At 71.7% G+C, this 13,683-nt stretch carries 13 protein-coding genes; 6 read left to right on the forward strand and 7 right to left on the reverse strand.

Features of this window, described 5'->3' with window-relative positions:
• Positions 1–93 precede the first annotated feature (93 nt).
• Positions 94–1,158: a TRM11 family SAM-dependent methyltransferase gene (locus tag BJY14_RS09315; RefSeq protein WP_179843237.1), complete on the forward strand. Its 1,065-nt coding sequence runs from the start codon at positions 94–96 to the stop codon at positions 1,156–1,158.
• Here the strand turns inward: BJY14_RS09315 and BJY14_RS09320 are convergent.
• Positions 1,150–1,851 (reverse strand): HAD family hydrolase, encoded by a 702-nt coding sequence (locus BJY14_RS09320; RefSeq protein WP_179843238.1) that lies wholly within the window; start codon positions 1,849–1,851, stop codon positions 1,150–1,152. The two genes, BJY14_RS09315 and BJY14_RS09320, sit on opposite strands and share 9 nt — an antisense overlap.
• A 107-nt stretch (positions 1,852–1,958) precedes the next feature.
• Here BJY14_RS09320 and BJY14_RS09325 point away from each other — a divergent pair, with 107 nt between their 5' ends.
• The 4 genes from BJY14_RS09325 to BJY14_RS09340 all read left to right on the forward strand — a co-directional run bounded on the left by BJY14_RS09325 (position 1,959) and on the right by BJY14_RS09340 (position 6,040).
• On the forward strand, positions 1,959–3,503 hold the full coding sequence (locus BJY14_RS09325) for a PQQ-binding-like beta-propeller repeat protein (RefSeq protein ID WP_179843239.1): 1,545 nt from the start codon (positions 1,959–1,961) through the stop codon (positions 3,501–3,503).
• A 60-nt stretch (positions 3,504–3,563) separates the two neighbouring features.
• The gene (locus BJY14_RS09330) at positions 3,564–3,833 is read left to right on the forward strand and encodes a hypothetical protein (RefSeq protein ID WP_179843240.1); all 270 of its coding nucleotides are present in this window, start codon (positions 3,564–3,566) and stop codon (positions 3,831–3,833) included.
• A 326-nt stretch (positions 3,834–4,159) separates the two neighbouring features.
• Entirely contained in the window at positions 4,160–5,365 is a 1,206-nt protein-coding gene (locus BJY14_RS09335; RefSeq protein ID WP_179843241.1) for a lysylphosphatidylglycerol synthase transmembrane domain-containing protein, read from the forward strand.
• Positions 5,366–5,494: 129 nt separating this feature from the next.
• Positions 5,495–6,040 carry a flavin reductase family protein gene (locus BJY14_RS09340; RefSeq protein ID WP_179843242.1) on the forward strand — a complete coding sequence of 182 codons (546 nt, stop codon included), beginning with the start codon at positions 5,495–5,497 and terminating at the stop codon, positions 6,038–6,040.
• On the opposite strand, the gene BJY14_RS09345 is transcribed toward BJY14_RS09340, so the two are convergent.
• The 6 genes from BJY14_RS09345 to BJY14_RS09370 form a co-directional block, all read right to left on the reverse strand.
• Positions 6,018–7,238 carry an ROK family transcriptional regulator gene (locus tag BJY14_RS09345; protein WP_179849266.1) on the reverse strand — a complete coding sequence of 407 codons (1,221 nt, stop codon included), beginning with the start codon at positions 7,236–7,238 and terminating at the stop codon, positions 6,018–6,020. The two genes, BJY14_RS09340 and BJY14_RS09345, sit on opposite strands and share 23 nt — an antisense overlap.
• Entirely contained in the window at positions 7,238–7,996 is a 759-nt protein-coding gene (locus BJY14_RS09350; RefSeq protein ID WP_179843243.1) for an ATP-binding cassette domain-containing protein, read from the reverse strand. The genes BJY14_RS09345 and BJY14_RS09350 overlap by 1 nt, the downstream gene beginning before the upstream one ends.
• 218 nt (positions 7,997–8,214) lie before the next feature.
• Positions 8,215–9,498 carry a sugar ABC transporter permease gene (locus BJY14_RS09355; protein ID WP_179843244.1) on the reverse strand — a complete coding sequence of 428 codons (1,284 nt, stop codon included), beginning with the start codon at positions 9,496–9,498 and terminating at the stop codon, positions 8,215–8,217.
• Between the two features lie 11 nt (positions 9,499–9,509).
• Positions 9,510–10,295 (reverse strand): ATP-binding cassette domain-containing protein, encoded by a 786-nt coding sequence (locus BJY14_RS09360; RefSeq protein WP_179843245.1) that lies wholly within the window; start codon positions 10,293–10,295, stop codon positions 9,510–9,512.
• 119 nt (positions 10,296–10,414) lie between these two features.
• Positions 10,415–11,488, reverse strand: a complete 1,074-nt coding sequence (locus tag BJY14_RS09365) for a sugar ABC transporter substrate-binding protein (RefSeq protein WP_179843246.1) — start codon at positions 11,486–11,488, stop codon at positions 10,415–10,417.
• Positions 11,489–12,560: 1,072 nt separating this feature from the next.
• Entirely contained in the window at positions 12,561–12,854 is a 294-nt protein-coding gene (locus tag BJY14_RS09370) for a hypothetical protein (RefSeq protein ID WP_179278877.1), read from the reverse strand.
• 199 nt (positions 12,855–13,053) lie between these two features.
• Here BJY14_RS09370 and BJY14_RS09375 point away from each other — a divergent pair, with 199 nt between their 5' ends.
• Positions 13,054–13,644, forward strand: coding sequence for a hypothetical protein (locus tag BJY14_RS09375; protein WP_179843247.1), 591 nt, complete (start codon positions 13,054–13,056; stop codon positions 13,642–13,644).
• The last annotated feature ends 39 nt before the right edge of the window (positions 13,645–13,683 follow it).

Here is a 13,683-nt window from a genome sequence, read left to right on the forward strand (position 1 = left end):
GGGGAGGAGCGGCCCGTCCAAGGGCCGCGCGGAGACCGCCGGACGCGTCCGTGAGGGCGGTCCGCGCTCCCGAGGTCCAGTAGGGTCCACCAAATGACCGCGTACGGCCTTCTCGTCTCCCCCTCGCACAACCGGGTCTATGCCCAGGCCGCCGCCGACCTGGTGAAGGCGGAACTGGCGGTGTTCAGCGAACGGGCTCTCGGCGGACGCGTCCGCGACATCGAGGAGACCTCGATCGGCGGCGTCCCCTACGTGACGTTCTCCGCCGACGAGTTGACGGAGCAGGACGTGCGTCTCCTGTCGAACCTGTCGTCGCTCTACGCGCTGTTCCAGATCGAGGGCGAACTGCTCCGCCCGGTCGGGCTCCAGCCTCTGGACCTGTTCGGCAGCGACCTGCTCACCATCCAGAAGTACTCGGGCAAGACGAACGAGTACTTCACCAAGCTGCTGCTGAACGTCACCGCTATGGCGACCGACTCCCCCATGGACCTGATAACCGGGCGCCCCCGCGTGTTCGACCCCATGTGCGGGCGGGGCACGACGCTCAACCAGGCCATGATGTACGGGCTGGACGCCGCGGGGATGGACATCGACGGCAAGGACTTCGACGCCTACACGGCCTTCATCAAGACCTGGCTGAAGAACAACCGCGTCAAGCACCAGGCCGAGGTCACCAACGTGCGCCGCGAGAAGGCCGTCCTCGGACGCCGCCTGCACGTGACGCTCGGCGCGTCCAAGGAGCGCTACAAGAGCGGCGAGACGATGGAGATCACCGTCGTGAACGCCGACTCGCTCGGCGCCGGCCGGTTCTTCCGCCCCGCCTCGTTCGACCTGATCGTGACGGACGCCCCCTACGGCGTCCAGCACGGCAGCCGCCCGAAGGGGGCGCAGCCCGGCCGCAAGGGCGGCCCGCAGCTGTCGCGCAGCCCGGTGGAGCTGCTCACGGCCGCCGTCCCCGAGTGGGCGCGGCTGCTGCGTCCGGGGGGCGCCGTCGGCATCTCCTGGAACACCTTCGTCGGCCGCCGCGAGCAGCTCGCGGAGATCCTGGCCTCCAGCGGCCTGGACGTCCGGGACTCCGACGCCTACCGCGGTTTCCGCCACCGCGTCGACCAGGCCATCTCCCGCGACCTCATCGTGGCGTCCAAGCCGTCAGGCTGAGTGCCACCGCTCCACGTGCGGGAGCAGCTCGTCCAGGTCGTGGATGAGGGCGTCGGGCGGCGTGAGGCCCGGACGGTCGAAGGCGTGGGTGGTCTGGTGCCAGATCTGGACGGCCCGCAGCCCGGCGGCCTTGGCTCCGTGGATGTCGTCGAACGGACGGTCGCCGACGAAGACGCACGAGCCGGGGTCGGTGGCGCCGACGGCGTCCATGGCGGCGCGGAACGCCTCGGCGTGCGGTTTCGTCCAGGGGATCTCGCTGGAGTAGACGGCTCCGTCGAGCATGCCGAGGACGTCGTCGCGGGCGAAGACGCGCTCGTGCCAGTCGCGGGTCCAGATGGTGTTGGACAGTACGCCGATCTTGATGCCGCGCTCGCGGAGGGCGGTGAACAGGCCGGGGACGGCGGGGTCGGTGTGGGTGTGCGGGGTCCACGTCTCGAAGTGGGTGTCCAGGAGGGCCTCGCTCGGCTCCACCCCGGCCATCGCGAACGCCTCGGCGAGCGTGGCGCTCCGGTGCTCCTCGGTGCCGCGGCGCCACAGCTCGTCCTCGGCGGCGACGAGGGCGGCGACGGTCTTCTCGACGGCGTCCGGTGGGAGGTGGGCGGCGCAGACGGTGCGCCAGATGTCGGCGAGTTCGAGGTCGTGCCAGGGGGTCAGCGTGCCGCCCCAGTCGAAGATCACAGCTTGTACGCCCATGCCCCGGATCGTAACCATCGGGGCGCGCCGGACGATCAACCTTTTACGCGGTGGTCGTCCCGGAGGGCGCGACCGGGGCCACCCATGTCCGGTCAAGGGAGCCCTCCATGCGCAGACCCCTGCTCGCCGCCCTCCTGTCCGCCGTCCTGGCGGGCACGGCGGTCCCGGCGGCGGCCGACCCGATCCCCGACGGCCCCGGCAAGGGGCTCGTCCCGGCCTACGTCGGAGCGCCGGCCACCCCTTCGCCGCTCGCGGGGCGGCCCGTCCCGGCCAACCCGCACCAGGGGCCGGTGGGGACGTCGTCCATGCACGCCGACAGCTACGCGTCCGACACCTATCCGTTCATGGGCCCGCTCGGCCGCGATCCGCAGGTGCTCGGCGAAGCCAAGGGCGGCGGCCTGCCGGGGCTGTGCTCGACGGTGACGTTCGCCCGCCGGACGGGTCTGATCGTCGCGCAGTGCACCCGCGGGCAGAACCTCATGCTGCGGCTGATCGATCCGAGGACGCTGGAGGACCTCGCGACCTACGAGCTGCCGCCCAGGCCGTCCACCGTCCAGGCGGTGTTCTCGCTGAGCCTCGACACGGTCTTCACCGACACCTCCGGCGGGGCGTACTACTACCTGGATCCGCAGGACCGCGCCGTGCTCGCGGACTCGGCCTTCCACCTGCGCCGTTTCGCGCACGAGAAGGGCCCGGACGGCGCCTGGCGCTTCACGGTCACCGATGACTGGGACCTCGCCCCGTACCTCCCCCACGACTGCGCCACGTGGACGAACCCGTGGCCGAAGGGGGAATGCGACCCCGTGACCGCGGTCGGGCCCGACTGGACCGGCCTGATCTGGTGGATCACCAGGGGCGGCCGAGTAGGGACGGTGGATCCCGAGTCCGGGGACGTCCGGACGACGCGGCTGGCGGGCGAGGGCATCCAGAACTCGTTCGCGGCGGCCGAGAACGGTGTCTCGGTCGTGTCCGACCACGCGCTCTACCGGATGCGGGCCGGAGCCGACGGGACCCCGGAGGTCGTCTGGCGGCAGCCCTACGACCGGGGCAGCGGGCGCAAGCCCGGGCAGATCGACCAGGGGTCCGGGACGACCCCCACGTTCTTCGGCGACGGCTACGTGGCCGTCACCGACAACGCCGACGACCGCATGCACGTGATCGTCCGGCGCGCGGACGACGGCGGGCTCGTCTGCCAGGTCCCGGTGTTCGGGAGCGGGGCGAGCGCGACGGACAACTCGCTCATCGGCTACGGCCGGAGCCTGTTCGTCGAGAACAACTACGGCTACCGCAACTTCTTCGACCTGCCGCCGGGCGGGTCGAGCGTGGGCGGGGTGAGCCGCGTGGACGTGAGGCCGGACGGGACGGGCTGCGAGACGGTCTGGACGAGCAAGGAGCGCTCCCCGTCCACCGTCTCCAAGGTCTCCGTGCCCGCGGGGCTGCTGTACCTCTACACGAAGGAGCCGCGCAGGGACCTCATCGACGCCTGGTACCTGACCGCGGTGGACGTCCACACGGGCCGGACGGCCTACAAGGTGCTCACCGGGACGGGCAAATGGTTCGACAACAGCTGGGCGCCCGTCACCCTCGGCCCGGACGGGACCGCGTACTTGGGCGTCGTCGGCGGGCTCGTCGCCGTCCGCGACCGGGAGTAGGGCGCCGGTCATCGGGGATACCGGACCGATCAGCGAACCCGATCCGGACCGGGAGGAGTCATGAGGGCACGCGAGCCCGGTGAGTCCCGCGACTTCCGCGAGGACATCGATGACATGGGAGACAACACCCAGGACGAGCAGATCGCCCTGACCGAGGAATATGTGAACGACCCGCCCGAGGAGCTGAGGATCGAGGAGCCCGAGGAGAGCCGCGACGGCGTCGGCATCACCGAGTACGAGCGGCAGACCGCGCGGGAGGGCGACGAGGAGCGCCCCACGCCGATCAGGCCGGCCGAGGAGGACGCGGTCAACCCCACCCGCAGGCCGTGACCGTGACGGCGGCGCCCGCACCGGCACCCGGTGCGGGCGCCGCCGTCGTCCCGGGGCCGGGCGCGCGCGAGGCGGCGCCCGGCCTTCACCCGATCCGGATGGCGTCCTTTCCGCGAGAACGGGCAGAAATCAGGACAGAACAGAAACGCCGGACATCAAACGATCATCCGGCGAGGCACTGCGACAGGTCTTCGATCCGCCCGCCGGCCGCGTCCTCGCGACGGACGTGGCGCAAGTCACTTTGCGGTTTGTTTTCACTCCCGGGGGAATGTCCTACCCGGACCGTAGGTTGCGCATGGCGGGCGAGCTTGCGAGGTGACCGGGACATGAACGACACAGTCACGGCACCGGTCCGTCCCCCGGCCGAAGCCGACCCGCCGTTCCCCCTCCTGAACGAGCCTGACGAGCAGGCCCCGGCGCGCCCGTGGTGGCGGCGCAGAGCCGGTCTGATCGTCCAGTGGGCGCTGGTCCTCGGCGCCCTGGCCGCCCTCCCCCTCTACCGCGACGAACTCCCCGACCTCGGTGCCATCTGGAGGGCCGCCTCGCACGCCGACCCGGGCTGGCTGACCATGGTCGTGCTGGCCGTGGCGGGCTCGATGGGCGCGTTCGCCCGGCTCCAGCGCCGGCTGCTGCGCGTCGGCGGGCTGCGGATGCCGCTGCGCCGCGCGTTCGCGATCACCTACGCGGGCAACGCCCTGTCCACGACGCTGCCGGCGGGCCCGGCGGTGAGCGTGGTCTACACGTTCCGGCAGTTCCGCCGCGCGGGCGCCTCGACCCAGCTCGCCACCGCCGTGATCCTGGCCGGCGGAGTGATCACCACCTCGGCCTACTCCCTGATCGGCCTCCTGGCACTGGTGGCCGACCCGCACGCCCGCGGTTTCGCGCTGCTCGCCCTGGCCGTCCCGCTGGTCCTGGCCGTGCTGCTCGTCCCCGCGCTGCGGTGGCGCCCGCTGCGCGCCCTGTTGACGGCGCCGCTGCGCCGCGCCCACCGGGCCGCGCTCGCCCATCCGAAGATCGCACCGTACGCGGAGCGGCTCGCGGGCGCCCGCGACATCCTGCGGCCGACCCTGCGCGACTGGGCCGCGCTCATCGCGCTGGCCCTGCTGAACTGGGTGTTCGACATCCTGGCGCTGCTGTCGGCGGCGCACGCGGTCGGCGTCGACGTCGCACCGAACGGCGTCGCCCTCACCTACTTCGCCGCCCAGGCGGCGGGCAGCCTGCTCCCGCTCCTGCCCGGCGGCCTCGGCGCCATCGAGGGCAGCATGGCCGCGTCGCTGGTGGCGTTCGGCGCGACGCTGTCACCCGCCGCCGCGGCCGTCGGCCTGTACCGGCTCGTCTCCTACTGGGCCGTCGTCGGGGTCGGCTGGATCGCCTGGGCCGGGCTGCACGAGGGCCCGCGCCTCCCGGCCCGCGCCAGGGCGGCGCTGGCCGGCACCGGACGCCTGATCATGGACGGCATGTCCGCGGTCGTGTTCCTCACCCCCTACACGGCCGTCCCGGCCCAGACTCCCGCCGAGGCGCCGCGCCCGTAGCGGCGGCCTCCGTCCGCGGACCGAACCCGGGCGGGACCTTCGACGGAGATCGCCCCGGAGGGGAATCAGCAAGCCGCGGCGCGGGCTTTAGTGGACATCGACGTACCCCCGCCGACGGAACGGACCCCAATGCACGGATCGCCCGACCGCTCGTCCGGCCCCTCGGCGACCGGCCTCGACCCGGCCGCGTTCCGCTCGGTGCTGGGCAGGTTCCCCACCGGTGTCGTCGCCGTCACCGCCATCGATCCCGCATCGGGGCTCCCCGCGGGCCTGGCCGTGAACTCGTTCACGTCCGTCTCCCTCGACCCGCCCCTGGTGGCGTTCTGCGTGGCGCACACCAGCACCACCTGGCCGATCATGCGCACCGCGGCCCGCCTGTGCGTCAACATCCTGGCCGAGCCGCAACGGGACGTCTCCGACCGGCTCGCCTTCGGAAGCGGCCCGGAGAAGTTCGACGGCGTCCGCTGGACTCGCGGCCCCGGCGGCGCTCCCCTGATCGACGGCGCGCTGGCCTGGATCGAGTGCTCGGTCGAGCAGGAGCACGTCGCCGGCGACCATCTGATCGTCGTCGCCCGCGCCCACGACCTCGCGGAGCACCAGGGCGCGGGCCCCCTGGTCTTCTACGGGAGCGGCTACGGCGCCTTCACGCGCTTCACACCGTCTCAGGGGCTCTGAGCCGCGTCAGGACCTGGACGGGGTCGGCCAGCACCTCGGCGAAGGCGAACTCGGCGGCGCCGACCAGGGTGGTGTCGTCCCCCAGGGTGGCGGTGCGCAGCTTGACCTTCTCGCGGGGGGCGGCGAGGGCGCTGGTCGCCAGGACGCTGCGGATCTGCGCGGCGGCGCCCAGGAAGATGTCGCGGAGCGTGCCGCCGAAGATGACCAGGCCCGGGTTGAAGAGGTTCACGAGGTTGGCGACGCCGAGCCCGAGCCAGTTGCCGACGCGGTGCAGCGCCTCCCGGGCCTTGATGTCGCCGGCGTCGGCCGCGGCGACGACGGCGCGGACCGCGTCGCGCCCGGGCTGGCCCGGGATCTCCTTGCGGCCGGCGAGGTCGAGCAGCGTCCGCTCCCCCACCTCGGCCTCCAGGCAGCCCTTCGAGCCGCAGGCGCAGGGCCGGCCCCCGGGGTTGATCACCATGTGCCCGATCTCGCCGCCGAACCCCTCGTCGCCGCCGAGCAGCCGGCCGTGCGCGATGATGCCGCCGCCGACGCCCACGTCGCCGTGCAGGTAGATGAGGTTGTCGCAGTTCACCCCCGCGCCGCGCTCGTGCTCGGCGACCGCGCCGAGGTTGGCGTCGTTGCACACCGAGACGGGGATGCCGAGGCCGAGCCGGCGGGACAGGGCGTCACCGAGACGCAGCCCGCCCACGTCCAGGTTCGGCCCGAACATGATCGAGTCGTCGGAGCGGCGGACGGTGCCGGGGAAGCCGAGGGCGGCGCCGACGCAGACGGCGTCGCGCTCGGCCTTGCGGACCAGGGAGCGGGCGCCCGCCACGAGCACGCCGAGCAGGTCGGCGGGGTCGGAGTCGCGGGCGCGGACGCCCTCGCGCCGGTCCAGCACGACGCCGCCGAGGCCGACGCGGGCGACGACGAGCCGGTCGACGCCGACCTCGAACGCCAGCACGTAGACGCGGGTCGACTCGGGCCGCACCACGAGCGACGGACGCCCGGCGCGGCGCCCCGGGCCGCGCGGCAGCTCCTCGCGCACCAGCCCGGCGGAGGTGAGGTCGGACGTCAGCGCCATGATCGTGCTGCGGTTGAGGCCGAGGGACTCGGCGAGCACGGCCCGGGACGCGGGGCCGCGCAGGTGCACGAAGCGCAGCAGCGTCCCGAGGTTGTGGCGCCGGATGTCCTCCTGTGACGGGCCCGCCCTCATCATCGGCGCAGCCCCAGCTCTCCGCTGGAGCCGGAGGTGATCAGCTCCACGACCTGCCGGTGGGTGACGTCGGCGGTGCGGACCTGGGCGACCATCCGCCCGAGGTAGAGCGCGGCGATCCGGTCGGAGACCGCGAACACGTCGTTCATGTTGTGGGAGATCAGCACGACCGCGAGGCCCTTGTCGGCGAGCCGCCGGACCATCTCCAGGACCATCTGGGTCTGCGCGACGCCGAGCGCGGCGGCGGGCTCGTCCAGCACGACGACCTTGCTGTCCCACAGCACGGCGCGGGCGATCGCGACGGTCTGCCGCTGGCCGCCCGACAGGTTCGAGACCCGCTGCCGGACCGAGCCCATCGTGCGGACGGCGAGGCCCGACAGAGTGGTGCGCGCCAGCTCTTCCATGAAGGTCTCGTCCAGGGCGAGGCCGCGGCGCTCCTCACGGCCGAGGAACAGGTTCTGGACGATGTCGAGGTTCTCGCAGAGGGCGAGATCCTGGTGGACGATCTCGATGCCGAGGCGGCTGGCGTCGCGGGGGGACCCGACCCGGACCGGCTCGCCCTCGAAGCGGTACTCGCCCTTGTCGAAGGAGTGGATCCCGCCGATGCACCTGACGAGGGTGGTCTTGCCGGCGCCGTTGTCGCCGACGAGCGCGGTGACCTCGCCCGGGTAGGCGGAGAACGCGACGTCCTGCAGCACCTTCACCGAGCCGAAGCTCTTGTCGATGCCGCGCAGGTCCAGAACAGGCGTCACTGACATGCCGAGGGGCTCCCACCGTGCCGCACCGCCGCCGCGCGCCTGGCGGTCGTGGTGAGTGAGCGTAGCAGTCGGATTCTCCGTCCGGGCACCGTCGGAGAGCCTGTCCGACCGGCCTCGCGGCCAGGCCCGGGAGCCGGTGGGGCGGGCCACCGACTCCCGGGCGTTTCCGGCCGCGCTCACGGGGTCGCCGTGTTCACGGGATTACCGCGTCCACCGGGTCATCTGCCCGCGCTGGACCGGCGGCGCCTCGCCAGGGCGTCGATGCTCGCGGCGAACAGCAGCACGACCCCGGTGATGAGGTAGCTGAGGTAGGCCTTGGTGCCGAGCAGCCCCAGCCCGTTCTCGATGAGCGCGATGACGAGGCCGCCGAGCACGGCGTCGCGTGCCTTGCCGCGCCCGCCGAACAGGCTCGTCCCGCCGATGACCGCGGCGCCCACCGCGTACAGCAGCGTGTTGCCGCCGCCCGAGTTGGTCGCGACGGAGCTGAGGCGGGACGCGGCGACGATGCCGCTGACCGCCGCCAGCCCGGAGGCGATCATGAACACCGAGATCTTGATGCGGGTGACGTTGATGCCGGCCCGGCGGGCCGCCTCGGAGTTGCCGCCCACCGCGTAGATGTGCCGCCCGTAGCCGGTGCGGCCGAGCACGAACGTGCAGATCACGAGCAGGCCGCCGACGAGCAGCACCCCCCACGGGATCCCACCGAGGGTGATCAGCGGGCTGGGAGCGCGGTCCAGGCTCAGCACGTAGGTGCTGATCAGCAGCGCGGCGGCGACGACGGCGCACTGCGCGACCACGAGGCCCAGCGGCTTGGAGTGCAGGTTGCGGACGTTCTGGCGGCGCCAGCGCAGCAGCAGCGTCGCGGAGTAGCCGACGACGCAGGCGATGGCGAGCACCCAGCCGAGCCAGATCGGCATGTTCTTGTTGGCGAGCGCCACGACGAAGTCGTCGCGGACGGGCACCGTCCCGCCGTCGCCGATGAGCCACAGCGTGATGCCCTGGAGGCCGAGGAAGAACGCCAGCGTCACCACGAACGATGGGATGCGCAGGAACGCGACCAGCCAGCCGATCACCGTCCCGATGACGACGCCGATCGCCACGGCGCTGAGCACCGCGACGTACCAGGACTGTCCCGAGTCGACCATCAGCTTGGCCATCACCGCGGCGCAGACACCGCTGGCCACACCGGCCGACAGGTCGATCTCGCCCAGCAGCAGGACGAAGACCAGACCCATGGCGAGGATCGTGATGGGCAGCGCCTGGGTGGCCAGGTTCGCGATGTTGCCCTTGCTGAGGAAGGTGTCGGGCTTCAGCGCCGTGAACAGGGCCACCAGCGCGATCAGGCCGAGGATGGCGGGGAGCGCGCCCAGCTCACCGGCCTTGATCTTGTGCCAGTAGTCCAGCAGCGCGGAGTTCATGTCGTGCTTGCGCCGGTCGTTCGAGAAGTCCGAGTCCGCCAGCTTCACGGCGGCCTCCTTGCTTTGGGGGGCGTCAGTGGACATCTGGTCCCCTTTCAGATGCTCTCGGCGGCGGTCTGCGGCGCGAGGCCGAGATCACCGGAACGGCCGGCGGTGATGAGCTCCACGACCTGTCCGTGGGTCACCTCGGAGGTGGCGACGTCCGCGGCGACCCGGCCGAGGTAGAGGGCCGAGACGCGGTCGGCCACCTCGAACACGTCGTTCATGTTGTGCGAGATGAGCACGACGGCGTGCCCGGTGTCGGCGAGACGCCGGACGAGGTCGAGGACCTGCCGGGTCTGGGCGACGCCGAGCGCGGCCGTGGGCTCGTCCAGGATCACGACCTTGGACTCCCACAGCGCCGCCTTGGCGATGGCGACGGTCTGCCGCTGCCCGCCGGACAGGCTCGCCACCTGCTGGCGGACGGACTTGACGGTGCGGACCGAGAGCCGGGCGAGGGTCTCACGGGCCGCCTCCTCCATCGACGGCTCGTCCAGCACGATGCCCTTGCGCCGCTCGCGGCCGAGGAACATGTTCTGCACGATGTCGAGGTTGTCGGCGAGGGCGAGGTCCTGGTAGACGATCTCGATGCCGAGCGCGGAAGCGGTGCGCGGTCCGTCGATCGAGACCGGCTTGCCCTCGAACTCGATCTGTCCCGAGTCGATGGGGTGGATCCCGGCGATGCACTTGATCAGGGTCGACTTGCCGGCTCCGTTGTCGCCGACGAGGGCCATGACCTCGCCCAGGCGCACGGAGAAGTCCACGTCGTGCAGCACATGGACGGGGCCGAAGCTCTTGTTGAGCCCGGTCAGGCGGAGGACGGGGTCTCCTTTTTCAGCCACGAGTTTCCTTCCAGAGGTTCGGGCGTCTAGCCCGTGGCGGGCCCCTGGCGTCCCGAGTTTCCGGGAGGCCGGGACGCCCTCAGCGGGGAGGGGCCCGCCACGGAGTCAGCGTCGGGCTCCTACTGGATGCCCGCGTCCTTGCACTTGGCCGCGTACGCGCCCTTGCACAGGTCTTCCTTCTTGACGAACCCGTCGTCCGTGACCTGCTTGATGTTGTCCTTGAAGACGCCGATCGGGGTCAGGAGCACCGACGGCACGTCCCGCTTGCCCTCCGGGTCGTTCGTGGTGCCGTTCGTCTCGCCCTTCTCGCCCTTGATGAGGGAGACGGCGAGCTTGGCGGCCGCGTCGGCCTCCTGCTTGACCGGCTTGTAGACCGTCATGCACTGGTTGCCGTCGAGGATGTTCTGCAGCCCCTCGAGCGTGGCGTCCTGGCCGGTGACGGCGACCTTGCCGGCCTCCTTGTTCTTCTTCAGGATCGAGATGACCGCACCGCCGATGCCGTCGTTGGCGGCGAGCACACCGTCGATCTTGCCGCCCTTCTCGGTCCACATCTGCTCGAAGATCGTGGCTGCCTGCTCGGCCTTCCAGTCCGGGACGGCCTGCTCGGCGACCTTCTTGTAGTTGGTCGCCTTGTCGAGCACGTTGTGCGCGCCCTTGGCGAACAGCGTCGCGTTGTTGTCGGTCGGAGCGCCGTTCAGGTAGGCGACGTTGGCCGCCTTGTCCCCGAGGCACTTCTGCAGGCCCTTGCCGAGCTCCTCGCCGACCTTCACGTTGTCGAAGGAGACGTAGTAGTCGGAGACGCCGCCGAGGGAGAGCCGGTCGTAGTCGATGGTCTTGACGCCCTGGGCCTGCGCCTTGCGCTGCACGGCGGCCGCGGAGTTGGAGTCGATGCCGTCCAGGACCAGGACCGTGACGCCGCTGGTGAGCATCTGGTCGGCGATCGTCTGGAAGCGCTGGGTCGAACCCTCGGCGTTCTGGATGTCGTAGGCCACGCCGGCGGCCTTGAAGGCCTGCTCCAGGTACGGCCGGTCGAAGCTCTCGTACCGGACGGACGAGGTGGTGTCGGGCAGGATCACGCCGACCTTGCCCTTCGAGCCGCCGCCCGAGTCGTTGGAGTCGCCGTCCCCGCACGCGGTGAGGCTGAGCGCCGCCGCCGTCGTGACGGCCAAGAAGCTGAGGATCCCCTTGCGCATTGCCCGGGTCCTTTCTGGGGGGTGGCCGCCGTGCGGCCGGGGGTGGTAGCCGGTGAGCGAGATCACCCGCTACCGACGGGAATGTTGTGTCCCGCAACTTACGTCGCGCATGTCCGTCGCGCCAGACTTCAGCGAAAGTTCATTTGTTGTCGGCGGTAACAATCATGTAACACGAGATCAACATGGGTGGAACACGAGGCCTGCCGCACGACCCGCGGGAGGGCACCGCCCACCGCTCGCCCACACCCGAACGGACCCCCGTCGGCGTAAATGTTTCGTGGGTCAACATTCACCGCGACCCGCCGTCAACCCGCGCCTCACCCCAGCGGCCCCGCCACGCACGAAACGACGCCCCCCCGCACCCGGCGCACCCAGCCCCAACCGCCGCAGCACCCCAGGTCAGCGCCCCAAACCCAGCCCCTTACCACAAGTCAAACGCCCCCGCGCCAGAAGGACACCGCACCCCCAGCACCACACCCAACCCCCACTCCAACCCACCCCACGCTCCACCCCGACCCACGCCCAAGCCGAGCCCCACACCAACCCGAGCCACACTCCGTCGCGGGCGGCATCCACGACCCGGGCCACACCACAACCCACGCCGCACCACAACCCGCGCCATCTCTCTCAACCCGAGCCGTGCTTCGAGCCGGACCAGGCTCCACCCCGGGAAATCCACAAGCCGGGGCACGCCTCAACCGCGCCGCACCACAACCGACGTCATCTCTCAACCGGCCCACGCTCCATCCGGGGAGCGTCCACAGCCGACGCAGGCCGCAACCGGGCCACGCCACACCCCACGTCGTCTCTCAACCCTGACCGCGCACCAATGGGGGGCATGCGCAAGCTGGGCGCACCTCCACATGGCCGCGCTACAACTCACGCCATCTCAGGCCGGGCACGCTTTGAGTCAGGCTTCGTCTCAGGCTGGGCCACGCTCCGGCGTGGGGGCGTGCGCGCGCCAGGGCACGCCTCAGCACGCGCCGCGTCACACTTCACGTCGTCTCAACCCTGGGCGCGCTCCGGCGTGGGAGCGCGCGGTTTGGGGCCCCGGGTTTCGCCGGGGCCTGGGTCAGGCGGACAGGACGCGGGCCACGCGGTCGGCCGCCGCGGCGGCGTCGGCGGCGGGCGCGATGCGCTCTGCCCACGACCACCAGTACCACCAGCCGTCCGCGCCCTGCTCCGCCAGGATGTTCTCGGTCAGCGCGGCGGCGTCGGGATTCATCACGTGCAGGCTGGGCGACTGGCCGCGGGGCAGGGTGAGGCGCACCCGGAGGCCGCGTTTGACCAGCTCCTCGCCGAGTTCTTCCAGATATTCGATCCGCGTCTTCGACGGCGCGGCTGTTCCCGTATCGTCAGGCGTCATCCTTGTTCCCTCACGGACTCCGTGCGGCCCGACGTGCACCTCAGCCTCCCCCTTCACCCGCCCGGGCGCAAGCACCCCGGCCCGGCGGCCGCGAGCCGAACGGGCGGGGCCGCGAGGGCGCACCGCGTTTCGGAGGTCGTCCGGACCTTATCCGGGATATCTTGCGCTTGGCAGATGAACCGGCACACGGGGGCTGACGATGACGGTGGGAGCGAGTGCCCAGCCAGGTTCGGGGCCGTCCGCGCCGGCCGGCGGCGCCGCACGGACGTGGCACCGGTTCCACTACGCGGTCGGCGTGTTCGTCATCGCCTACGGCGTGGCGGCCCTCGCGAGCGCGGCGGCGCTGTGGGGCGACCGGCTGGACGAGATGGAGGGCTACTTCGGGTCCGGACCGGCCTCGGGGATCCTCGTCCTCGCCAAGGCCGTCGAGGTCCTGCTCGTGGTCACCGCCGTGGCGGGCGTGCTCATGCGCCGCGACCTGCTGCTGGTCCCGCCGGTGGCGGGCTGGATGGCCGGGTTCGCGATGTTCGCCGTCCTGGACGTCTTCACGGGCCGGTGGGGCGGGCTCGTCGAGCACCTGGCCTACCTGGCGGCGTTCGTCGTGCTGCTCTTCCTCTCCTACGGGCTCAGCGCGAAGGCGCAGCTCGCGAAGACCCCGAAGGGCCCCGCGCCGGACGGCTCCCCGCGCGGCCCGAGCGGCCTGACATGGACGCAGGAGTTCGCGCTCCAGGCCATCAACCGGGCCGCCGCGCTCACCGGCCCGCGGACCCGCCCGGACAAGCGCGACTGATCTTGGCAGATGTTGCCCTTGGTGGCGCTCCCGGCGGGT

The organism is Actinomadura luteofluorescens, assembly GCF_013409365.1.
Taxonomy (GTDB): Bacteria; Actinomycetota; Actinomycetes; order Streptosporangiales; family Streptosporangiaceae; genus Spirillospora; species Spirillospora luteofluorescens.

What these genes read in the sequence shown, in the direction of transcription:
- BJY14_RS09375 (WP_179843247.1), top strand. Translation starts at nt 13,054, where the DNA reads ATGACGGTGGGAGCGAGTGCCCAGCCAGGTTCGGGGCCGTCCGCGCCG.
- BJY14_RS09355 (WP_179843244.1), bottom strand. Translation starts at nt 9,498, where the DNA reads ATGTCCACTGACGCCCCCCAAAGCAAGGAGGCCGCCGTGAAGCTGGCG.
- BJY14_RS09330 (WP_179843240.1), top strand. Translation starts at nt 3,564, where the DNA reads ATGAGGGCACGCGAGCCCGGTGAGTCCCGCGACTTCCGCGAGGACATC.
- BJY14_RS09340 (WP_179843242.1), top strand. Translation starts at nt 5,495, where the DNA reads ATGCACGGATCGCCCGACCGCTCGTCCGGCCCCTCGGCGACCGGCCTC.
- BJY14_RS09365 (WP_179843246.1), bottom strand. Translation starts at nt 11,488, where the DNA reads ATGCGCAAGGGGATCCTCAGCTTCTTGGCCGTCACGACGGCGGCGGCG.
- BJY14_RS09370 (WP_179278877.1), bottom strand. Translation starts at nt 12,854, where the DNA reads ATGACGCCTGACGATACGGGAACAGCCGCGCCGTCGAAGACGCGGATC.
- BJY14_RS09325 (WP_179843239.1), top strand. Translation starts at nt 1,959, where the DNA reads ATGCGCAGACCCCTGCTCGCCGCCCTCCTGTCCGCCGTCCTGGCGGGC.
- BJY14_RS09350 (WP_179843243.1), bottom strand. Translation starts at nt 7,996, where the DNA reads ATGTCAGTGACGCCTGTTCTGGACCTGCGCGGCATCGACAAGAGCTTC.
- BJY14_RS09335 (WP_179843241.1), top strand. Translation starts at nt 4,160, where the DNA reads ATGAACGACACAGTCACGGCACCGGTCCGTCCCCCGGCCGAAGCCGAC.
- BJY14_RS09345 (WP_179849266.1), bottom strand. Translation starts at nt 7,238, where the DNA reads ATGAGGGCGGGCCCGTCACAGGAGGACATCCGGCGCCACAACCTCGGG.
- BJY14_RS09320 (WP_179843238.1), bottom strand. Translation starts at nt 1,851, where the DNA reads ATGGGCGTACAAGCTGTGATCTTCGACTGGGGCGGCACGCTGACCCCC.
- BJY14_RS09315 (WP_179843237.1), top strand. Translation starts at nt 94, where the DNA reads ATGACCGCGTACGGCCTTCTCGTCTCCCCCTCGCACAACCGGGTCTAT.